The sequence below is a fragment of the Actinoalloteichus hymeniacidonis genome (assembly GCF_014203365.1).
GTDB lineage: Bacteria > Actinomycetota > Actinomycetes > Mycobacteriales > Pseudonocardiaceae > Actinoalloteichus_A > Actinoalloteichus_A hymeniacidonis.
Genome location: NZ_JACHIS010000001.1, coordinates 1,209,061 through 1,230,830 on the forward strand (window position 1 = coordinate 1,209,061; position 21,770 = coordinate 1,230,830).

At 69.1% G+C, this 21,770-nt stretch carries 18 protein-coding genes; 12 read left to right on the forward strand and 6 right to left on the reverse strand.

Going from position 1 to position 21,770, the window contains the following annotated elements; all coding sequences use genetic code 11:
• Positions 1–4 precede the first annotated feature (4 nt).
• The 3 genes from BKA25_RS05510 (at position 5) to BKA25_RS05520 (ending at position 3,880) form a co-directional block, all read left to right on the forward strand.
• Positions 5–1,048, forward strand: a complete 1,044-nt coding sequence (locus BKA25_RS05510; RefSeq protein WP_236750366.1) for a C40 family peptidase — start codon at positions 5–7, stop codon at positions 1,046–1,048.
• A gap of 115 nt (positions 1,049–1,163) precedes the next feature.
• The gene (locus BKA25_RS05515; protein WP_069851604.1) at positions 1,164–2,666 is read left to right on the forward strand and encodes a hypothetical protein; all 1,503 of its coding nucleotides are present in this window, start codon (positions 1,164–1,166) and stop codon (positions 2,664–2,666) included.
• 77 nt (positions 2,667–2,743) lie between these two features.
• The gene (locus BKA25_RS05520) at positions 2,744–3,880 is read left to right on the forward strand and encodes a glycosyltransferase family 4 protein (RefSeq protein WP_069853997.1); all 1,137 of its coding nucleotides are present in this window, start codon (positions 2,744–2,746) and stop codon (positions 3,878–3,880) included.
• 18 nt (positions 3,881–3,898) lie between these two features.
• Here the strand turns inward: BKA25_RS05520 and BKA25_RS05525 are convergent, their stop codons facing one another.
• The gene (locus tag BKA25_RS05525) at positions 3,899–5,710 is read right to left on the reverse strand and encodes an AMP-dependent synthetase/ligase (RefSeq protein ID WP_069851603.1); all 1,812 of its coding nucleotides are present in this window, start codon (positions 5,708–5,710) and stop codon (positions 3,899–3,901) included.
• Positions 5,711–5,900: 190 nt separating this feature from the next.
• Between BKA25_RS05525 and BKA25_RS05530 the strand changes: the two genes are divergently transcribed.
• From BKA25_RS05530 to BKA25_RS05555, 6 genes are all read left to right on the forward strand, one after another.
• Positions 5,901–6,290, forward strand: a complete 390-nt coding sequence (locus BKA25_RS05530) for a polyketide cyclase / dehydrase and lipid transport (protein ID WP_069853996.1) — start codon at positions 5,901–5,903, stop codon at positions 6,288–6,290.
• Between the two features lie 131 nt (positions 6,291–6,421).
• Positions 6,422–7,207 carry a metallophosphoesterase family protein gene (locus BKA25_RS05535; protein WP_069851601.1) on the forward strand — a complete coding sequence of 262 codons (786 nt, stop codon included), beginning with the start codon at positions 6,422–6,424 and terminating at the stop codon, positions 7,205–7,207.
• A gap of 49 nt (positions 7,208–7,256) precedes the next feature.
• Positions 7,257–7,721, forward strand: a complete 465-nt coding sequence (locus BKA25_RS05540) for an SRPBCC family protein (protein ID WP_069851599.1) — start codon at positions 7,257–7,259, stop codon at positions 7,719–7,721.
• Between the two features lie 8 nt (positions 7,722–7,729).
• Positions 7,730–8,929 (forward strand): ArsA family ATPase, encoded by a 1,200-nt coding sequence (locus BKA25_RS05545; RefSeq protein WP_069851597.1) that lies wholly within the window; start codon positions 7,730–7,732, stop codon positions 8,927–8,929.
• Positions 8,930–8,936: 7 nt separating this feature from the next.
• Positions 8,937–9,578: a hypothetical protein gene (locus BKA25_RS05550; RefSeq protein WP_069851595.1), complete on the forward strand. Its 642-nt coding sequence runs from the start codon at positions 8,937–8,939 to the stop codon at positions 9,576–9,578.
• The gene (locus BKA25_RS05555) at positions 9,572–10,516 is read left to right on the forward strand and encodes an ROK family protein (protein ID WP_157421229.1); all 945 of its coding nucleotides are present in this window, start codon (positions 9,572–9,574) and stop codon (positions 10,514–10,516) included. Before BKA25_RS05550 ends, BKA25_RS05555 begins: the two co-directional genes overlap by 7 nt.
• Positions 10,517–10,565: 49 nt before the next feature.
• Here the strand turns inward: BKA25_RS05555 and BKA25_RS05560 are convergent, their stop codons facing one another.
• Positions 10,566–11,084, reverse strand: coding sequence for a hypothetical protein (locus BKA25_RS05560; protein ID WP_069851593.1), 519 nt, complete (start codon positions 11,082–11,084; stop codon positions 10,566–10,568).
• A complete protein-coding gene (locus BKA25_RS05565; protein WP_069851591.1) occupies positions 11,081–11,851 on the reverse strand; it encodes an alpha/beta hydrolase in 771 nt (256 codons plus the stop codon). Before BKA25_RS05565 ends, BKA25_RS05560 begins: the two co-directional genes overlap by 4 nt.
• Positions 11,852–12,071: 220 nt before the next feature.
• Between BKA25_RS05565 and BKA25_RS05570 the strand changes: the two genes are divergently transcribed.
• The 3 genes from BKA25_RS05570 to BKA25_RS05580 all read left to right on the forward strand — a co-directional run bounded on the left by BKA25_RS05570 (position 12,072) and on the right by BKA25_RS05580 (position 14,693).
• Positions 12,072–12,830 carry a lysophospholipid acyltransferase family protein gene (locus BKA25_RS05570; RefSeq protein WP_069851589.1) on the forward strand — a complete coding sequence of 253 codons (759 nt, stop codon included), beginning with the start codon at positions 12,072–12,074 and terminating at the stop codon, positions 12,828–12,830.
• A gap of 66 nt (positions 12,831–12,896) precedes the next feature.
• Positions 12,897–13,421 carry a polyadenylate-specific 3'-exoribonuclease AS gene (locus BKA25_RS05575; RefSeq protein ID WP_069851588.1) on the forward strand — a complete coding sequence of 175 codons (525 nt, stop codon included), beginning with the start codon at positions 12,897–12,899 and terminating at the stop codon, positions 13,419–13,421.
• Positions 13,422–13,667: 246 nt separating this feature from the next.
• On the forward strand, positions 13,668–14,693 hold the full coding sequence (locus BKA25_RS05580; protein WP_069851585.1) for a 6-phosphofructokinase: 1,026 nt from the start codon (positions 13,668–13,670) through the stop codon (positions 14,691–14,693).
• An 84-nt stretch (positions 14,694–14,777) separates the two neighbouring features.
• Here BKA25_RS05580 and BKA25_RS28290 read toward each other — a convergent pair whose 3' ends face one another.
• From BKA25_RS28290 to BKA25_RS05595, 3 genes are all read right to left on the reverse strand, one after another.
• Positions 14,778–15,734 carry a protein NO VEIN domain-containing protein gene (locus BKA25_RS28290; RefSeq protein ID WP_069851583.1) on the reverse strand — a complete coding sequence of 319 codons (957 nt, stop codon included), beginning with the start codon at positions 15,732–15,734 and terminating at the stop codon, positions 14,778–14,780.
• Between the two features lie 124 nt (positions 15,735–15,858).
• Positions 15,859–16,479, reverse strand: coding sequence for an EndoU domain-containing protein (locus BKA25_RS05590; protein ID WP_069851582.1), 621 nt, complete (start codon positions 16,477–16,479; stop codon positions 15,859–15,861).
• A gap of 18 nt (positions 16,480–16,497) precedes the next feature.
• Positions 16,498–21,477 carry an RHS repeat-associated core domain-containing protein gene (locus BKA25_RS05595; protein WP_069851580.1) on the reverse strand — a complete coding sequence of 1,660 codons (4,980 nt, stop codon included), beginning with the start codon at positions 21,475–21,477 and terminating at the stop codon, positions 16,498–16,500.
• Between the last annotated feature and the right edge of the window lie 293 nt (positions 21,478–21,770).

Consider the following 21,770-nt stretch of genomic DNA (forward strand, 5'->3'; position numbering starts at 1 on the left):
AACGATGCGTGGAGCGATGGCGGCGACCGTGGTGGCAATGGCGGTAAGCCTTGTTCCCGCGCAGGCCATAGCCCAGGAACTTCCCGACAACAAGACGGATGCGGTCGCCCAGCTCGAAGAGCTGGCCCACGAAGCCGTGGTCCTCACCGAGGAATGGCACCGCGCCAACGATGATCTCGAGGCCCGACAGGCGGAGCTGGAGGAGGCCACCACGGTCTTCGAGCAGTCCCGCGAGTCGGCCGAACAGGCGCGAGGTGACGAAGAGCTGTTCCGCGGCAACGTGGACGAGCTCGCCAACGCCTCGTACCAGGGTGCTCGGTTCAACAAGCTCTCCGCGCTGTTGGTCGCCGAGGACCCCCAGGCGTTCCTCGACCAGCTCTCCGCGCTGGACGTGCTCGCCGCCGGGAACGCCGAGTCCCTCGACCGGCTCACCGCTGTCGTCATGCAGGCCGAAGAGGCCGAGGAATCCGCGTTGGAGGCCGAGGAGGCCGCTGCCGAGGCCGCTGCCGAGGCCGAGGAACTGCGCACCGAGATCGACGAGCGCCGGGAAGAGATGGACATCCGGATCGCCGAGGTCGAGGAGCACATCGATGCGCTCACGGCCGAGGAGCGCGAGCAGTACGAGTCGGGCCCCGGCGGTGGCGGCGGCGGCCTCGACGAGGGCGAGTACGAGGTTCCCCCGGGTACCGGTACCGGCTCCGCCGCAGTCCAGTCGGCGCTGTCCCGCGTCGGAATGCCCTACGTCTACGGCGCCCAGGGTCCCGGCACGTTCGACTGCTCCGGCCTGATGCTGTGGGCCTACAACCAGGTCGGCGTCTCGCTGCCCAGGAACAGCGCGGCACAGGCGTCGACGGGAATGGCCGTCTCGCGTAGCCAGCTGGCCCCGGGCGACCTGATCGCCTACGGCAACCCGTCGGTGCACCACATCGGCATGTACGTGGGCAACGGCAACGTCGTCCACGCGCCGACCCCCGGTCAGAACGTGAAGGTCGTCCCGATCGACAACGGCTCCAGCAGCCCGATCGTGGCGATGCGCCGCGTGGCCTGAGCTTCACCGGCGAACCGAACAACGAACACGAGAACGGCCCGACCCGACTGCGACAAGCAGCGTGAGTCGGGCCGTTTCTCGTTGATGCGCCGTAAGATCGGGTTTTGTGTCGGGCATGTCGCGGTCCCGCAGCTGGGCGACAGCGGCGATCACAGCTGCCCTGCTGACGGGCCTGGCGGTGATCGCCCTTCCTGGGCCAGGCCAGACCGTCGACACCGACCGGCACGGTGCGCCCGCCCCGGCGCCGCCCGCCTTCTCCGGATTCCCGACCGCCGCACTGCCCGACGCACGGGCGGGCTCGGGCGAACCCGCAGGAATGTCGGCCGAGGACGAGGCGGTCGCGGAACTGCTGGACCGGCGGGCCGAAGCCGTGTTGAACCGGGACGAACAGGCATTCCTGTCCACCCTGGACCCGGCGGCCGACCCGGCCTTCCGCCGCTCGCAACGCGAGACCTTCGCCAACCTCGCCGAGGTGCCGCTCGCCGAATGGGACTACCGCATCGTGCGACCGGCCGCCTCGATGCCGGAGCCGCCTGCGAACCTCGCGATCGACGCGTTCGCCGCGACCGAGGCGGACGGGCTCGCCGCGCCCGAGGTCGAACTGCGCTACGCCCTGGCAGGCGTGGACGAGGCCAGCACCGGCAAACCGATGGCCTACCTCTTCGTCCGACGAGACGACCGTTGGTTCGTCAACTCCGACACGAGCCTGGAGGCCCAGGGCAGACACACCTGGCGCGGGCCGTGGGCGTTCGGACCGACCGTGGTGCATCGGAGGGCGTCCGGACTGGTGTTGGGGCACCCCGAGAATGCGGAGTTGACCCGTCGGGTGGCGGACGAGCTCGACGCCGCGGTGCGGTCGGTCAGCGAGATCTGGGGTACCGACTGGTCACAGCAGACCGTGGTCCTGCTGCCCGGATCCACCGCCGAGTTCCAAGCCCAGGCGGGCTTGGTCTTCTCCCCGGACGACATCGCCGCGCTGGCCGTCGCCGACAGCGTCGACCTCGACACCCAGACGGCCACCGGACAGCGGATCGTGGTGAATCCCGCCTCGGCGGCCCGACTGTCCGATCCCGCCCTCGGGGTCGTGTTGCGACACGAGGTCACCCATGTCGCGGCCCGGGGCGTCACCGCATCCCGGGCACCGATGTGGCTGCTGGAGGGTTTCGCCGATTACGTCGGCTATCGGGACAGCGGGTTCGCCGCCGCACAGATCGCCCCCGATCTCAGCCAGGCCCTGCGCGATCGACGGCTGGGAGCGCAGATCGATCCCGCTCCCTCCGGGGACCCGACGGGGGTTCCGATTGCACCGCCCGGGTCGGATCGGGTCGGAGACGAGTCCACCGAGGAATCACCGACGCCCTTGGCCTTGCCAGCCGACGGCGAGTTCCACGAGGGCGGCAATCGGCTCGACCTCGCCTATCAGACCTCGTGGTCGTTGATCGACTTCCTCGCCGACGGCTACGGCGAGTCCTCGGTGGTCGACTTCTATCGGCGATTGGCAGCCGCGAACGAGCCCACCGAGGTCGAGGTCGATCGGGCGATGCGGGCGGTCTTCGGCACCGGCCGGACGGTGCTGCTCGATCGATGGCGGCGAGCGGTCGAACGGGAACTCGGCTGAGACTCGACACCATCGATCACCTCGGTGATCGCGGGGCGACCGCCGGCTCGACGGGATCGCGCATTACCCTCGGCCGGGTGCGTCGGACCCTCTTGGTGACCAACGACTTCCCGCCTCGACCGGGAGGTATCCAGGCGTATCTGCATGCCTTCGCCACCCGGCTACCCGGGCAGGAACTCACCGTCTACGCCCCGTCCTGGGAGGGACGCGCGGGCTCGCACACCGAGTTCGACGCCGCCCAGCCGTTCGAGGTCGTCCGGCATCCCACCAGCCTGATGCTGCCGACCGGCGACGTGCTGGCCCGCGCTCGGGAGATCCTGCGTGCCAAGGGCTGCGACACCGTGTGGTTCGGCGCGGCGGCCCCACTGGCCCTGCTGGGGCCCTGGCTGCGGGAGGCGGGCGCCCGCCGGATCCTGGCCAGCACCCACGGCCACGAGGTCGGGTGGTCGATGCTGCCCGGCGCCCGGTCGGCGTTGCGGCGCATCGGCGAGTCGGCCGATGTCGTGACCTTCGTCAGCCGCTACACCCGCTCCCGATTCGCCAGTGCCTTCGGTCCGACGGCGGCCCTGGAGCACCTGCCGTCCGGGGTGGACACCGAGGTCTTCCGTCCCGACCCGGCGGCCAGAGCGGAGATCCGTCGCCGATACGACCTGGGCGACCGGCCCGTGGTGGTCTGTGTGTCCCGGCTGGTGCCCCGCAAGGGACAGGACATGTTGATCCGCGCCCTGCCGCAGATCCGCCGCCAGGTGCCCGACGCGGCGCTGCTCATCGTCGGTGGTGGGCCGTATCGCGAGCGGCTGCACCGCCTGGCCCTCGATCGCGGGGTCGCGGGCCACGTCGTGATCACCGGCTCGGTGCCGTGGGAGGAGCTGCCCGCGCACTACGCGGCCGGGGACGTCTTCTCGATGCCGTGTCGGACCCGGGGCCGGGGGCTGGACGTCGAGGGCTTGGGCATCGTGTTCCTGGAGGCCTCCGCCACCGGACTGCCCGTGGTGGCCGGCCGTTCCGGCGGTGCACCGGAGACCGTGCTGGACGGCATCACCGGATTGGTCGTGGACGGCACGGACGTCGCCGCCATCGCCGAGCGGATCGGTGCGCTGCTGGCCGATCCGGCGCAGGCCGAGAGCATCGGTCGGGCGGGCCGGGACTGGGTGTCCCGGCATTGGCGGTGGTCGGACCTGGCGGGCAGGCTCGCGGGCCTGATCAACGGCTGAGCTCCCTGGCCGCGCCGTTCACGAGCGGTAGATCGCCTCGATCTCCAGGGCCCGGCTACGGGCGATCGCGACGCGCTGCAGTCTCCGATCCGGGGTCAGATCGCCGTTGGCCTCGCTGAAGTCCTCGACGAGCACCCGGAAGCGTTTGATCGACTCCGTGGCCGACACGGCCTCGTTCGCCTGATCGACGGCCCGTTGCAGTTCGCGCAGCAGATCGGGGTCCTTGGCCAGCGCGTCGATCCCGGTGCCCGCCATCCCCCGATTCGCCTGCCAGGCCGTGATCGCCGCCGCGTCCAGCGTGATCAGCGCGCCGACGAAGGGGCGTCGATCGCCGACCACCATGCACCGACTGACCAGCGGATGGAGCCGAACCCGTTCCTCCAGGGTGGCGGGCACGACCTTCCTGCCGCCCGCCGTCACGATGATCTCCTTCTTCCGACCGGTGATCGTGAGGAATCCCGCCGTGTCCAGCGCCCCGAGGTCGCCGGTGTGGAACCAACCGTCCCGCATCGCCGCGTCGCCCGCAGCCGCGTTGTTCCAGTACCCGCGGGCCACGATCTCGCCCTTGATCAGCACTTCATCGTCGTCGGCGATGCGCACCGTGACGCCCGCCATCGGCCTGCCCACGGTGCCGATCCGGGTGTCGTCGAGGCGATTCACGCAGGCGGCCGAGCTGGTCTCGCTCAGGCCGTAGCCCTCGAGGATGGGCACGCCCGCGCCCCGGAAGAAGTGCGTGAGCGCCTCGCTGAGCTGGGCGCCGCCGGAGATCACCGCCAGACAGCGTCCGCCGAGCATCGCCCGCAGCCGTCGGTACACCAGCCGGTCGTACATCGCGTGTCGCAGACGCAGTTGGACCGAGGCCCCGCCGCCGTCCACCGCCCTGCTGTAGGCGATCGCGGTCTCCTCGGCGCCGTCGAACACCGAGCCGCGCCCGCCTGCCACCGCCTGGGAACGCGCCCCCTCGTAGATCTTCTCGAAGATCCGGGGCACCGTCGGTATGAACGTCGGTCGATAGGTGCCGAGGTCGCTGAGCAGCCCGGCGGTGTGGCTGGTGTGGCCGAGCGTGGTGCGCGCGTAGACCGCGCAGATCGCGATGGTCCTGGCGAAGATCTGCGACATCGGCAGGGACATCAACACCGAGTTCCCCGGTTCCAGCAGGGTCGGGTGCGCCGCGATCTCCGCGCGGACCTGCGCGAGCAGGTTCCGGTGGGTCAGCTCACAGCCCTTGGCGTGCCCGGTGGCGTCCGAGGTGTAGATCAGCGTGGCGAGCTGGTCGGCGCGCACCTCGCGGCGCCGAGTGCGCACCGTGCTGTTGGCGATCGCACCGCCCAAGGCGGTCAACTCGTCCACGGCGCCCGCCGCACCGGTCTCGGCACTGGGGCCCTCGATATGCCAGAGGTGCCCGACCTCGGGCAGCCGGGACACCACCGAGTCGACCCGACGGCGGTGCGCGGCGTCCTCCACGATCACCGCCCTGGCGCCCGAATCGGTCAGCACCCATTCGATCTGCTCGATGGACGCAGTCTCGTCGATCGGGACGCTCACCGCGCCCGCCGCCCAGAGGGCGAAGTCGAACAGGCTCCACTCGTATCGGGTGCGCGACATCAGCGCGATACGGTCGCCCGGCTCGATCCCCGCCGCGATCAAGCCCTTGGCCACCGCCATGACCTGCGCGGCGAAGTCGGCTGCGGTGACGTCGATCCAGGTCCCCTCGATCCGACGTCGGAAGCTGACCGTGGTGGCGAAGCGGTCCGCATTGGCCCACACCATGTCGGTGAGGTTCTCCTCGGCGGAGACGGTTGCGGAGGCGGGAACACTGAACTCACGCACCTGTACCTCCCGGTGGCACTGTCACGGACAGCAACCTAACCAAATCGACGGGCCGGGGAACAGGGGCGGTGTCGCCTGGGCCAGGACCGGGCCGGTTTCCACCCGAGGTCGACGAGTCGCTGCGCCGGGTGGTGGCCCGGCCGAGGGCGGGTGCTCGCCGTAGGTGCTCGGCCTGGCAGGCTCGACGGTCATGCACGGCTTGGATCTCGCCGACGACACCTTCCTCGCGGTGCCCGGCGACCTGGTGTCGGCCGCCGTCGCCGAGCCCGCGTTCCTGCGTCGGCACTGGTCGGAGCTGGTCTTGCGGGTGTATGCGGACCGGGGTGTCAAGGGGCGGTGCTGGACGGTGGACGGGCCGCTGCACGGGACGATGGAGGTGTGGCTGGAGCCGGTGCTCGACGGCACGGTGTTGCACTACTACCTCCGCGTCGATCCCGTCGGTCCCGATGGCAGACCGCTCGACCTGACACCGGCTGCCCGAGGCAGACTTGCCCGCCGATGGCGGATCATCGGCCGGGGCGCCGCACTCGAACTCAAACTTCGTCTGGAGGCGGGTCGGGAACCCGGCCTCGCGCCGTGATCCCACTCCGCAGCCACGGCCGAGACGGCGACGCACCCCCCTCCCGGCCGTAGGATCCCGCTGCCCGATGCGGGGAAATCCGCACGTTCGCCTCTCGTCTGGGCACCGGAAGAGCAGGTAGGTTCGTCCGCGTGCGGGTTCATGTGGTGTCCGATGTGCACGGCAACGTCGACGATCTGGCCAGAGCCGGGGAGGGCGCCGACGCACTCATCGTGTTGGGCGACCTGCTGGACTTCGTCGACTACCTCAACCCCGCGAACGGGATCTTCGGCGCGTTGTTCGGTGCCGAGCGGGTCGCCGAGTTCGCCAGACTCCGCCGTGATCCCAACGGCGAGGCGGGTGCCTTCATCCGTTCCTTGTGGTCCGGGCTCGACGATGCCGCCGCCCGGGTGGACGAGGCGGTCCGCGAGCAGTACGCCAAGCTGTTCGCCGCCATGACGGTGCCGACCTACGCCACGCCCGGCAACGTGGACAACCCGGAGCTGTGGCCCGAGTACGCCGGACCGAACGTGACCGTGCTCGACGGGCAGACCGTCGAGATCGGCGGCTTGCGCGTCGGTTTCGTCGGCGGCGCCCTGCTGCTGCCCGGGACGACGATGCGCCCGGAGGCGCCCTGGAAGCCCTACCTGCGCTCGGCGGAGGAGTACGACACCGTCGTCGAAGCCCTGGGCCCGGTCGACCTGCTCTGCACCCACATCCCGCCCGCGGTTCCCGAACTGTGTTACGACGTGGTCGCCCGGCATCGCGAACTGGGCTCGGCGGGCATTCGTCGAGCCCTGCGCGAACACCGGCCGCGCTGGTCGGTATTCGGCCACGTCCACCAGCCGTTGGCGCAGCGCATGCGAGTCGACGGCACCGAGTGCGTCAACGTCGGTCACTTCCGACAGACCGGGGTGCCCTACGTCCTGCAGTGGTAGCGCTGCACACTCCCCGGCCCGACGGGGGTGACACGGTAGCCTGCCTGGCATGGCCGATGAGTCCACCCAGTCCTTGGTGATCGATGCACCCGCCACCCGCATCATGGGGGTCATCGCGGATTTCGCGGCCTACCCCGAATGGGCGGGCAATCTGAAGAGCACCGAGGTGCTCGCGGAGAACGCGGACGGCCAGGCCGAGCAGGTCAGGTTCGCGCTGGACGCCGGAGTCCTCAAGGACAAGTACACCCTGGCCTACGAGTGGGCCGCCGACGGATTGTCGGTGAGTTGGACCCTCGTGGAAGGCCAGATGCAGAAGTCGCAGCGCGGCAGCTACCGGTTGGAACCCGAGGGCACCGACGGGCCGACGACCGTGACCTACACCCTGTCGGTCGATCTCACGATCCCGATGATCGGCCTGTTCAAGCGCAAGGCGGAGAAGGTCGTGATGGACACGGCGCTCAAGGAATTGAAGCGCCGCGTCGAGGAGAGCACCTCCTCGGCCCGACCGGAGTAGGCGACGTCGTGCGCTTGCTGCTGTTCACCGGCAAGGGCGGAGTCGGCAAGACCACCCTCGCCGCGGCGACCGCGGCCCGGTTGGCCAGGGATGCGACCAAGACGCTGGTGGTCTCGACCGATCCGGCGCACTCGCTCGGCGATGCGCTCGGCGTGGCGGTCATCGACCGACCCACCGAGGTGGAGACCGGTCTGTTCGCGGCGCACATCGAGACCAGGGGACTGCTCGATCAGGCATGGCGGACGCTGCGGGAGCACCTCCGCACCATGCTGGCGGGCGCCGGTCTGGACGAGCTCGACGCCGAGGAACTGACGGTGCTCCCCGGCATCGAGGAGCTGCTTGCCCTCACCGAGGTCGCCAGGATCGCGGCCGACGGCCCGTGGGAGACCGTGATCGTGGACTGCGGGCCCACGGCGGAGACTCTGCGACTGTTGGCGCTGCCCGAGGCGCTCGCCGGTTATCTGGAGCGGCTCTTCCCCTCGCATCGGCGGGCGGTGCGCGGTCTGTTGGGCACCCTGGCCGGCGGGAAGCTGGAGCAGTGGGACGCATTGGCAGGCGGGCTCGGTGATCTGGCGGGTCGACTAGAGGGGCTGCGCGCGTTGCTCACCGATCGCGCCACCACCGGGGTGCGGCTGGTGCTGACCCCGGAACGGGTGGTCGCCGCCGAGACCCGTCGGACGATCACGGCCCTGACGCTGCAGGGCATCGCGGTCGACGCCCTGCTGGTGAACCGTCTGGTACCCGATCCCGGCACCGAGCAGGGGGTGGCCGCCGATTGGTTGCGGACCCGACGAGCCGAACAGCAGGACGTGCTCGATCAGGTGCGCCGGGAGTCCACCGTCGGAGTCTGGACGGCGGGCCACCACGCGAGCGAGCCGGTCGGTCCCGCCGCGCTGCGAGCCGTCGCCGACGATCTCTACGGGTCGGACGACCCGCTGCACCAGGCGCCCGATCGTCCGTTGCTGGCCATGCAGCGGCCCAGCACACCCGACGGCGAATACCTGTTGACCATCGCCGTACCGCTGGCGGCGTCGGACCGGCTCGATCTGGCCAGGGTCGGTGACGAACTGGTGGTGACCATCGAGGGCAGGCGAAGACTCGTCGCACTGCCCTCGGTGCTGCGGCGCTGTGTCGTCTCCGGCGCGGGCGCCGACGATGCCGGGCTGACCGTGCGGTTCCGGCCCGATCCCGCGCTGTGGATGCGGTGAGCGGGCGATGACCGAATCGGCGGGTTTCACCGACGCCACCGACACCGCCTCGGGCTCCGGTGCGGGCTCCGACGGCCATCCGATCGGGACACGGCAGATCGTGACCGAGCTGCGGCGCACGCTCGAACTCGTCCACGATCGGGCGCAACCGTTGGTGGAGAGCCTCCGCAACCGGGTCGGCCAGAGCACGACGGAGACCGCCGACTTCTCGCCGGAATCGGCTGCAGACCGGCCGAAGCACTCCGAGGTCGATGACGGACCCCTCGGTTGCGCGCACTGCGGGTTCGATCCGTCGAACGAGGACGAGTCCGCCGCCGAGCGGGCTTCCACTCGGGCCGACTCCGCCGCCGAATCGCGAGAGACGGCGAATGGCTGCGACTGGTGCCCGGTGTGCCTGGTCATCGCGGTGTTGCGTGGCGAACGACCGGAGATCGGCCTGCGCCTCGCGGAGCAGGCGATGAGTCTGCTCGGGGCCCTGCGCACCCTGGTCCACGAACAGGGGCCCGAGAGCGATGCGGCGCGGAGACCAGGCCGGGAGGCCACGGACGCCGACCCCACCGAGTCGGCTGCCGCCGCGCCGGACGCCGCCTCGGAGGCCCCGGCGAGCCGGGTGCAGCGCATCGACGTCACCCGGGCCCACGGATGCTGACCATCGGGATGGACGTCGGCGGCACCAGCATCCGGGCGGGCGTTGTCGACGAGCACGGCGCGGTGCTGCGCCTGGAACGCACCGACACCCCCGGCGAGGAACGAGCGCTGGACGACGCCGTGGTGGCGACGATCGCCGCGCTGGCCGACGTTCATCCGGTCGAGTCGGTGGGGCTGTCGGTTGCGGGTTTCGTGGCGCAGGACCGGAGTTCGGTGCGGTTCGCGCCGCATCTGGCCTGGCGGCAGGCCTCGGTGGCCGACCGGATCGCACAGCGGGTCGGACTGCCGGTGGTGTTGGAACACGATGCCAACGCCGCCGCCGTCGGGGAGTACCGATTCGGCGCGGCACGCGGTGCGGCCATCGCCGTGTTGGTGGCCGTCGGAACCGGTATCGGCGCGGCACTGCTGATCGACGGCAGGCTGTTCCGGGGCGCGTTCGGCGTCGCGCCCGAACTGGGGCATCTCACGGTCGTGCCCGACGGCAGGCCCTGCCCCTGCGGGAAGAAGGGCTGCTGGGAACGCTATTGCAGCGGCACGGCCCTGGCGGCGACGGCCCGGGAACTGCTGGCCGCCCCCACCGCGAGGAGTGAGCTATCGACTGCGACCGCGATCACCGGTCGTTCGGTGGCCGAGGCGGCGCGGCGCGGTGACCCGGTGGCCACTGCGGCGATGGCGGACTTCGCGCACTGGTTGGGCAACGGGCTGTCCCTGGTCGCGGACGCCTACGACCCGGCGGTCATCGTCCTCGGCGGCGGAGTGTCCGAATCGGCCGAGCTGTTCCTCGAACAGGCCGATGCCCGCTACCTCGCCTCGATCACCGGAGCCGGGTTCCGGCCGCGTGCGCAACTGAAGGTCGCCGCCCTCGGCGATCTCGCGGGGATCGTGGGCGCGGCCGTCTTGGCCGCCGAACACGCCGCTGTCACCGTCCCACCCGGCTGAGCGGGGCGGGCGGGTCTCCCGACCGCCCGGCCGCCGTCCTCTCGCGAGATCAGATCTGCGCGCCGTCGTCCCAACCGGAATCCGGCGGCGGGCCCTGCCGCATCCGGTAGACCAGCCAGCCGATGCCTGCACTGATGATCAGCAGTCCCAGCGGCAGACCCACCTGCCTGGTCAAGCCGATGACGCCCGGGATGATCAGCAGGATCAGGCCCACCGCGAACATCACCAGCGCACCGATCGTGCTGCGACGCAGCTTCGGCAGCGGCGGCGGCTCCGGGGGGATGTAGCGGTCCTCGTCGGGGACCTCTTCCTTCGGCGCCGGTGCCACGACCGGATCGACCGGTGCCGGCGGCGCGGCCTCCGGCTCCTGCTCGGTCTGCTGATCCCGGCTGGACCGCTCGTCCCGCTCCGCCCGCCTGCCGCGTTGGCCACGGGGTTCGGCGTCGGCCTGTTCGTCCTTCGGCCAGCTGGGCACCGATTCCGAATCGCGGGTCAAGCCCGCGACGATCTCGGCGAACGCTCTGTCGATGTCCTCCGGACCATCCGCGCTACCCGTGCCCCGTGTCATGACCGACTCCCGGTTCGCTCGTCCTCGAGCCTGCGGACGAATTCGAGACTGCGCTCGAAGATTCGCGGCGCGTCGTAGTCGAGCGTGGCGACGTGCGAACTGTCCGAAAGCGTCATCCGCGTCAGGTCCTCGCTGCGCACCCGGTTCGCGATGATCTCGGAGTTCTCCGGCTCCACCACCGGATCGCTCGGCGAGGTGCAGAGCAACATGGGCTGGGTCACCACCGGAAGATCGGCGTGCACCAGTCGCCAGAGGTCGGCCAGACTCGCCATGGCGCGCAGCGGCAGCCGATCGTAGGCGATCTCCATCACACCGGGCTTGGCGATGCCGCCCGCGATGCCGGGCAGCGACGGCCACACTCTCGACAGCAGCGGAAGCGCACCGATGGCCTTGCGCAGGGTCATCACCGACGGATTGACCAAGGCGAGCCCGGCGATCTGATCGCCGCGTTGCTGGGCGAGTCGCAAGGCGAGCGTGCCGCCCATCGACTGGCCGAAGACGTACACCGAACCGCACCTGGCCCGCAGTTCGTCGAAGGCCTCGGCATCGCAGTCGTACCAGTCCTGCCAGCGGGTTCTGTTCAGCTCACGCCACTGAGTCCCATGTCCGGGCAGCAACGGCAGTCGCACGCTGACACCCGCCTCGGCGAGATGTTCTGCCCAGCCACGCATGCTTTGCGGCGATCCGGTGAAACCGTGGCAGAGAAGGACACCGATCTCGCCGGATGCGTCATGGTTGAACGGCTCGGCACCGGCCATCACGGGCACCGTCGCCTCCCTTGTATCCGTGATCGACACCGCAAGAAAGCGGTAGCGCCATCGTGCCACGCCCGGCCGACCGACGGGAGAAAGCCCGGCTGGCGGACCCCTGCTTCACCGTTACCACAGGCGCTCACGTTGTGCGACCGGTGGTGTGGTCCGTAGTCTTGCCTGGCGATGCCCGCAGGCTGGTCCGCCGGGCGGAGGTCGTTAGGGAGGCGCGCGGGCAGTGGTCTACTGGTTGATGAAGCATATCTTCTTGGGACCCCTAATGCGGTTGTTTTTCCGGCCCCGGATCGAGGGTGCCGAAAACATTCCGCAGGACGGTGGGGCGATCCTGGCAGGCAACCATATTGCCGTCGCGGATTCGTTCTTCATGCCGTTGAAGGTCCAACGGCGAGTGACCTTCCTCGCCAAGAGGGAGTACTTCACCGGCAAGGGGATCAAGGGGCGACTGAAGAAGCTGTTCTTCACCTCGATCGGACAGGTGCCGATCGACCGCTCCGGCGGTTCGGCCGCTCAGGCGACGATGAACACCGCGGTGCGGTTGCTCAACGAGGGCAGGCTGCTCGGGATCTACCCCGAGGGCACCCGATCCCCGGACGGCAGGCTGTACAAGGGCAAGACCGGCGTGGCGCGGATGGCCCTGGAGGCGGGCGTCCCGGTGATCCCCGTGGTGGTCTTCGGCACCGACAAGGCCAACCCGATCGGTTCCAAGATCTGGCGGCCGTATCCGATCCGGATCGTCGTCGGCGAACCATTGAACTTCTCCCGCTACGAGGGATTGGCGGGCGACCGCTTCGTCGAGCGGTCGATCACCGACGAGATCATGTACGCCCTGATGGAGCTGTCCGGCCAGGAGTACGTCGACATGTACGCCACCAAGGCCAAGGCCGAGCTGTCCGGCACCGCCGAGAAGGACGGCAAGGCAAGCGCCAAGCAGGCCCGGCAGACCGGTGATCGGCTTCCGGAGTCCAAGGCGGGCTGAACCGCCTGTCGTGGTGGATGCCTGAACCGGCCGGGACGCCGTCGGCGCGCACCCTAGGCTGACTCGGTGCGTTACTTCTACGACTGCGAGTTCATCGAAGACGGTACGACGGTCGAGCTGATCTCGATCGGTGCAGTCGACGAACAGGGCCGCGAGTTCTACGCGGTGTCCACCGAGTTCGATCCGGAGCGGGCGGGACCCTGGGTGCGGCGCAACGTGCTGCCCAAGCTCCCGCCGCCCGCCGATCGAGCCTGGCAGAGCCGTGATGCGATCCGGCGCAACCTGCTCGAATTCCTGCGGGAGCCCGGCGAGGATATCGAGCTGTGGGCCTGGTTCGCCGCCTACGACCACATCGCCCTCGCCCAGCTCTGGGGCGCGATGCCCGCGCTGCCGCGCTCGCTCCCCAGGTTCACCCGGGAACTGCGCCAGCGCTGGGACGACGTCGGTCGTCCGACCCTGCCGCCCGCGCCGCTCGACGCCCACGATGCCCTCGCCGATGCCCGGCACAACCTCGCGCGGTGGCGCGTCATCCAGCGTCGCTGGGAGGAGCTGGGACTTCCCGCCGGTTCGACAGGCTCACCGACGCGATAACCGGCCCAACCGGAGCGGCCCGACCGAGTCGGCGCGGGCGCCGAGGAACGGCGTTCGCGACCTCGGAACTGAGATCGGATGATCGACCCCCATTGCTGCACCGATCCAGTTCGTGGCAGGCTCACCTCGCCCCTGTTCTTCGATGCGGAAGCTCGCCGCGAGTCCTCCACGTCGGCGGGCGGTCGGGCACGGCGAGGCCGGCCACCACGGCGCCGGCGAGGCTGACACAGGAGGCGAGACGAGAAGATGCGCATCGGTGTGCTCACCGGCGGCGGCGACTGTCCGGGTCTGAACGCGGTCATCCGTGCGGCGGTCCGCAAGGGCGTCGAGGTCTACGGGCACGAATTCGTCGGGTTCCGCAACGGCTGGCGAGGCCCGATCGAGGGGCTGACCAAGCCGCTCGGGCTCGACGACGTCGAGGACATCCTCACCAGAGGCGGGACGATCCTCGGATCCTCCAGGACCAACCCGTACAAGACCGAGGGCGGCGTGGAGGCGATCCGCTCGACGCTGAAGGATCAGGGCGTCGACGCGCTGATCGCCATCGGCGGCGAGGACACCCTCGGCGTGGCGAAGCGGCTGACCGACGACGGCATCGGCGTCGTGGGCGTGCCCAAGACGATCGACAACGACCTCAACGCCACCGACTACACCTTCGGCTTCGACACCGCGGTGCACATCGCCACCGAGGCGATCGACCGGCTGCGGACCACCGCCGAGTCGCACCACCGCGCGCTCGTCGTGGAGGTCATGGGTCGGCACGCGGGCTGGATCGCGCTGCACTCCGGCCTCGCGGGCGGTGCGAACGTGATCCTGACGCCGGAGAACGAGTTCGACATCGACCAGGTCGTCGGCTGGGTCGAGCGTCGTTTCGAGCGCGAGTACGCGCCGATCATCGTGGTCGCCGAGGGCGCGGTGCCCAAGGGCGGCGACGCGGTGCTCAGCCACGGGGAGAAGGACGCGTTCGGTCACGTCCGCCTCGGTGGCATCGGCACCTGGTTGGCCGAGGAGATCGCCACCAGGACCGGCAAGGAGTCCAGGGCCGTGGTGCTCGGACACGTCCAGCGCGGCGGCACCCCGACCGCCTACGACCGGGTGCTGGCCACCCGCTTCGGCCTGCACGCCATCGACGCGGTGCACGACTCGGACTTCGGTGTGATGGTCGCGCTGCGCGGCACCGACATCGTCCGCGTCAAGCTCGCCGAGGCCACCGCCGAACTCAAGACCGTCCCCGCCTCGCGCTACGCCGAGGCCGAGGTCTTCTTCGGCTGAGTTAGCCCAGCGGACCCGAGAGCACCCCGGCGTCTTGCGCGCCGGGGTGCTGCTGCTCTCGTCAGCGGGTCGACACGCCGGTACTCATTCCGGCACCTCGTAGGCATACCTGCTGGGGGTGAGCCGAGCAGGCGCAGGCGACCAATCCTGGAACACCCGGATCGTGCCGCCGTGCGCGACGGGTTGTTCTCCGCTTCGATCCAGTCGGATCTCCCGCACGATGAACAGCACCATGTGCTCGAACGATTGGGCGTGCTCGACCTCGGCGTGGGTCAGCTCGACCCTGGTCCCGTCGGTGCCGGTGCCTTTCACCTCGACGTGCGTTTCGGGGCGGCCCTCTGCGGTGAGCGCGAGGTCCCATGAGAAGGTTCGGGACACGTCCGCCACCTGCCAACCCCGTTCTTCGAAGTACTGCGTTGCCAGGGCCATCGAGTACATCTCCAACGCCAGCCGAGCTGCCGCATCCTGTTGCCGAGGAGTACCCGTCCCCGAGGAGCGCGACTTCGGGCTGTGGTGAACCTCCGGCGCGAGTTCGACGGATGTCGGCGGCAACACGATGTCCACCCGAGGCGGTGGGGCCGCCAGCCGAGACTGCAATCGATCGGCCTCATCGGTCGAATAGCCGGGGACACCCAGCCGTAGTCGTATTCTTCGCCGTCGATTGCTGCCCTTTGAGGGGTTCGCGTTGGAGGCAACGGTGCCCTGCGCGGCGGTGAGCACGTCACGCAACACGGTCAGATCGCGTTCGACACCGAGCCGCACCGGGAACGGTCGGCCCGCGAGCAGCAGCCTGCGTTCCGCTACGGGCAACCGCTCGGTGTTCCTGCTGTCGAGCAGGGCGTCGTCCAAAGACGCTCCGAGTAGCGCCAACCGCGTGAGCAGGAGCAGCAGCGCGGGGGAGTAGTCGCGGTTGCGCGGGACTCCGGAGGCCGTCCTACCACCCGCACTCTCGAAGATGAGATCGAGGCCGTAGGGGGGATCACCTGGTTCGACGAAGAAGGTCGCCACCAGTTCTTGGCCGCTCTCATCGCGGATTCGCACCCGATCAGGATGTCATTCCGAGGCCGGATCGGATACGGCTTTCGGGGGAGTGCACGAAGTTCGGTCAAGTATGGCGGCACGGGCGTCGGGGAAATCGGGAGCGCCCGTTCGGTTCGTCTCGCGATCAGGGTGCTACCACGGGGAAGTACATCTGCGGCACGCCGGTCTTCGGGTCGTAGTAGCCCGCGAACTCCAGGCCCTCGTGCGTGCCACTCCATACTCCGGTCACCTCATCGAAGAGGAAATCGTCCGAGGCCCAAGCCGCGTCTGCTGCAACCTGAACCTGCATGGGCGACCAGGCCTGGGGAAAGTAGGTGTGGTCGATCAGGACCGTTGATCCGTCGTCCCGACCGTGGGTGGTGACCATCCGGGTGGGTTCCGGGAAGTTCGCCGCCCTGGCAAGTCGGGGATCGGCGGCGGAGTCCCGAAGGAAAGCTCGCAAACCCGTGAGGATCGCGACCAGCAGGTCCTCGGAGAACCGGAGCGGTTCCCACCGGTCGTAGAGGCTCTCCAACACGACTTCTCCGTGTTCGAAACGGACGGCGCACCCGTTTCCGTTGATGGTGTGGCCGCCTGCTTTGGCCGTGGTCAGCAGCGTGCCGAAGGATTCGAGACCGGCCAGGTTGGCTTGGACATCGGTGTGGAGCCAGGCCGCGATGGGCAGCAGCCCATCCACCATGGCGATACGCAACCTGCGGGAGTCATCGAAGTCGAAACGAATGGACTCGTCGGTGGTCTCGAACATCACTGCTCGTTCCTACCTTTACCCTCGAACGGGCCAGTAACTACTGGTGGGATTTCCTGCTTCGTCCAGCGGCCCCGTGATCCTGATCGGTTTTGGTGTGGTACCCGGTCCTGCGGGGATCGTCGAACCTCCAGTCCACATGCCGTTGTTGCTTGTGGAGTCCCTGAACGCCTCGTTCGCCATGTTGGTGACCCCGCTGTTGCCGACATGGGATGGGAACATGGTGCTCTCTCCATATTTCTGGACACCGATGTTCCCTGGGAAGTCAAATTTCGGCTGGAGCATTGTAGTGACTCCATTGTCGTAGGTCTGATCCTGCCTCCCGCCGTAGGCGCCGCTCCCGTAGCGGTTGTTCGGCGGTGGTTGATCTATTGCGGTGGAATACATGTGGCCGCCTGTCGCCGTTCCGTAGCGGAACTCGCCATACTGCGCATGATGGTGGATGCGATCCGGAAGCCTGTCCCTTGGCGGTCGTGCCTGCGGACGCCGCCGGCCCCCTACCGTCTGAAAACCGTCGTCGGCGGGGGCGTTGACGGGAGGAGGCGGTGCAGCCGGCCGCGCAGCGGTTACGTCGGGGGTGATGGCGGGGCGGCCTGCGCCCCACGGACCGGGGGCTTTCCATGCCGGGGTGCTGGTGGATTGTGGAGTGACAGCGGGCGCTGCGGGCGGCCTCGGTGTGGCGGTTCCGGCCATCGACGGGGTGACGGCAGGCCTGGTCGCAGGCTGGTTGCCGCCGCCGGACCCGACCAGCTGGGCAAAGGTCAGAGGCTTCGCCGGAGTCGGTTTCGGGCTCGGACTCTGACTCTGGCAGGTCCCGGTGCCCCCGGTGTTCGGCGGCGGATTCGCCGACTGTTGTGGCACCGGAGTGGCCGGCCGGCTTCCCGATTGGCCGACCGATTGACCCCCTGATTGATTCCCCGCCTTATTTTTCTTCTTCTTCTTTCCCTTCAACCCCAACGGATCCGACCAGGTGATCGGGTTGGGCACGTATTCATGATGGTTGAGCTGCGGGCTGAGACCGAGCGGGTCGGGTGTGAGATAGCGACCGGTGGCCGGGTCGTAATAGCGGTTGCGGTTGTAGTGCAGTCCGGTCTCGGCGTCGTGGTATTGGCCGGGGAACCGCAGGGGAATGGCGCCGACCGGGTCGCCGGTCAGATTCTCGCCCCACAGGGTGCTGTGACCGTGCCAGGTCACGGTTCCATCGGGTGCGACGAGCTCCAGCGGGGTGCCGATGAGGTCGGTGATCACATGGTGGAAACTCAGATCCGTCCACTGTCGAGCGGCCGGGGTGCCGATGGCGACTCGCTCGGTCTGGGTGAGCACCCGGAAACCGTCGGGCTCCCATTCCCAGGTCGTCGCGGTCTCGGCGGCCGCGCCGTCCGGGGTGCGGGTGGTGGCGACCTGCTCGATGAGGACATCGCCGTCCCAGCCGAATCGGACCTGCTCCGCGACCTGGCCGGCCGCGTCCAGGCGTTCCTTGGAGATCCGCCTGCCGTGCGGGTCGTAGCGATACCGCCAACGCGTCGCGCTCGGGGTCGTCACCGCGACGAGCCGGTCGAAGCAATCCCATTCGTAGCGCCAGACCTGTTCGCCTGCGTCGTGGCCGAGCCGCCGTGTCACCACCCGGCCCTGCCCATCGTGGTCGTAGCGCACGGACCCCGCGCTCGTCAGCAACGTTCCCTCGTGGCGGCGATCTCCCAGCGTGTCGCGGGCGGGCAGCCGGGTCTCGGTGGGGATGGCGGCGGCATCGCCTGCGGCAGTGATCTCGGCGACGCTGAGATTGCCCGCGTCGTCGTAGCCGTAGCGTTCCCGCCAGCCCGTCGCTTGGACACCGATGGCCCGGCCGAGCACGTCGAGCTCGTACTCGCGGGGCCCGGACAACTGGTCGGTGACGGCGATGACCTCGTTCTCGCCTCGGTACACCCAGGCGCGGCGTTGGGCGACGGTGGAGCCGCGATTCACCCCGTTCACCAGCATGGCGGTGGTGAGTGCCTGCGAACGCAGTCGATCGCCGTGCTCCCAGGTCTGCGCCAGGCTTGCCGAGGCGCCCAGCCCTCGGTGCACCTCGCGTCCCGACGCGTCGTAGGCGAAGGCCACCGTGTGCGCTGCGGTCCGTAGCGCCGAGGGCAGCCCGTCCGCGGCGTGCTGCCAGGTGCTCACGACCCCGGTGGGCGTGGTGCGGCTGACCCGCCGGTCCAGCTCGTCGTATTCGAAACGGGTCGTCGCACCGTTGCACGTCTCGGTGGCGATCCGGCCCGACTCGTCGTAGACATAGGCGAGTTCGACGTCGGGGTTCGCCGCGCGGAGGAGCCGCCCGGCCGGGTCATGGGTGTAGTGGGTCGTGACGCCCCCGGCGGTCTCCTCGACGATCCGGCCCGCCGCGTCGCGGACGAAGTCGATCCGTTCGCCCATTCCGTTGACCCGCGAGACGATCCGGCCCAGCGCGTCATGGGTGTAGGCGACGGTGCTTCCGTTGAAGTCGGTCTCCTGCACCAGATTGCCCGCCGCGTCGTACCGATAGGTCCAGCGCCGCCCGTCCGGCCGGATGACCGAGGTGACCCGGAGCTCCGCGTCGTGCTCGAAGCGGGACGTGGTCCCGTCGGGTCCCGTTCGGGCGGTGAGCACCCCGAACGGCCCGTACTCGCTGCGGGTCACCCTGCCCTGTGCGTCGACGTGTTCGACGCAGTTGCCCTCGCCGTCGTAGCTCCAGGTCTGCGTCCGGCCGTCCGGTCCGGTCTCCCAGGCGGGCAGGCCCTCCACGGTCCAACCGAAGCGGGTCGTCTCGCCGGTCGGTTCGGTGCCTGCGGTCAGTCGTGCGAAGGCGTCGTACTCGAAGGTCGTGGTCGAGCCTGCCGGATCGGTCGTGGCGACGACCAGTCCGCGATTATCGAATCGGGTGCGGGTCACTCCGCCGAGCGCGTCGGTGACGATGATCTGGTCGGCCTCGTAGGCGTAACTCGTCGTCGCGCCGGTCGGTTCGATCTCGGCTCGCAGCGCACCGCTGGAGTCGTACTCCCAACGATGCACCGCGCCGTCGGGCTCGATGCGGCGCAGCGGCCGATGCCGTTGCGTGTAGACGGTCTCGGTGCGGGTCCCGTCCGGGTGCGTGACCGAGACCAGATCGCCTGCGGCGTCCCAGGTCTGTGTGGTCACGCCGCCGTGGGGATCAGTGCGGGTCAGCAGCCGATCGTGGGTGTCCCAGGTGTACGCGGTCGTGTTGCCCAACGAGTCGGTCTCGGACTCCACTCGGCCCGCGTCGTCGAAGCGGAAGGTCTTGGTGGCACCCAGCGCGTTGGCATAGGTGCTGACCCGAGCCCGGCTGTCGTAGGTGAAGACGCCGCTGACGAAGCCACCGGTACCCGAGGTCCGCACGCAGCGTCCCTCGCCGTCGTAGTCGTAGCGGTACTCGACGCCGGTGCGGTCGCGCCAGGAGGTGATCCGCCCGGCCCCGTCATAGTGGAAGACCATCGGGGCGCCGGAGGAGTTGGTGACCTCGGCGAGCCTGCCCACGTCGTCGTAGTCGAATCGGGCCACCTCGGTCTCGCCGTCGTTCTCGTCGACGAGGTGGAAACCGGTGATCCGACCGCCCTGGTTGGACACCCGCACCCGGTATCCGGCGGAATGCCGCACCTCGGTCGGTAGTCCCGCCGCATCCCTGGCCACCTCGATGTGGTGGCCGGAGACATCGACGATCGCCCGCAACGGATGCAGGTGACTCGCGTCGGTCGCCGCCGCGAAGATCAGCTCGCGGTCGGACTCCGGCAGAGCCAGCGAGTAGCCGCCGTCGGCGTGGTGCGAGAGCACGATCCTGGGGCCCTCGATGGGCAGGCCGTCCGCACCGGCGGCGATCACCGGATAGTGCAGGACCATGCCGTCCGCTGCGTGATAGCGGGGACCGGTCGGCGTGATCTCGATGCGTTGATCGAGGGTGGAGCTCCAGGACGGCCCGAACAACCGGCCGGACCGGTACGACGAGAGATGTGTCCGGTCCAATACCAGTGGCAGCCACCCGTCGACGGTCAGATCCGACTGTGCGAGGACCATCTCGCCGGTGACGACGTCCACCGGGTCGGATTCGCAGAACCGGCTGTCGAGCGACCTGGTGTTGCCGCCACCGCCGCCTCGGGCTCCGCTGGGGGACACGCCCGGCCCACCTCGGACGCCGCTGGGCGCGATCTCCGGTCCGCCGCGAGAGGACTCCGGAGTCCCCGCGCCGGGGCTGTTGTTGTTCGTGCCGGGCAGCGCATCGGGGCTCCGGCCGCCGCCGGTGTTGCCGCTGGGCGTGATCGACGGTGGTGCGTCGGTGCTGCGGGTGTCGGCGTTCTTGCTGGTCTTGATCTCCTTGAGGTGCTTGCCCGCGTCGGCGAAGTCGTCGCCGAGCTTCTTCAACAGCGGGGAGAGTTTGGACATCGAGGAGACGAGCTTCTGGATGAGCTGAGCGATCTTCGCTGCGGTCTCGGCGACCTTGGCGACCACCTTGGGAACCACCCAGACCATGCCGATGCCCAGGGTGAACAGAACTTGGAGTGCCCAGGAGACCATGGATCCGACGACGTCGGCGATGATGTCGCGGACGGCGTCGCGCACAGCACTGACGACTTCGCCCGCCATCTGGATGCCCTCGGCGGCTCCACCTGCGGCGGCTCCGGCGGCGAGGATCAGATTGGCGGTGTCGGTGGCGCGTTCGCGGTAGGCATCGGCTGCCGCACCGGTCCAGGTGGAGACGTCGGACTGGATCAGATTTCCCAGCTCCGTGGAGACCGCGTTGACCTCGTTGGCGACATTCGACCAGGTGTCGGCGTGGGATTGGATCTCATCGGGGCTGCCCGCGAGGGAGTCCAAGGCGTCGGATAACGGGCCGACGTGCTCCAACAACCAGCCGACGCCGTTGGAGATGATGGCCGCGAACGGGTCCAATGCGGACATCACCAATCCGGCGGTGCCCAACCCGGCTTCGAGCCAATCGCCGTTCTGGATCGCCTGATTCGTGGAGTTCACCGATTCGACCAGTGACAGACCCGACGTCGCTGTTGTCGAATCAACTACCTCGGCTACCAGTGGATTGCTCATCTACCACCAATCAGCTGGCTTGAGCCCGCGCGACGCAGAGCGATGCCGGGGTCTCCGCACTGGCATTACTTTCGGCCGAATTTCGGTGAAACAGAAAACAGTGCTTGGCAGAGTGATCGTTGCCGATCGTAGCGTTTCGTCGCGCAATGTCCAGCGGTGGGGCGAATGGCAATAGTGCGAGGCAGTGCAAGATTTGATTACTTATTCTCGATATCAACTAT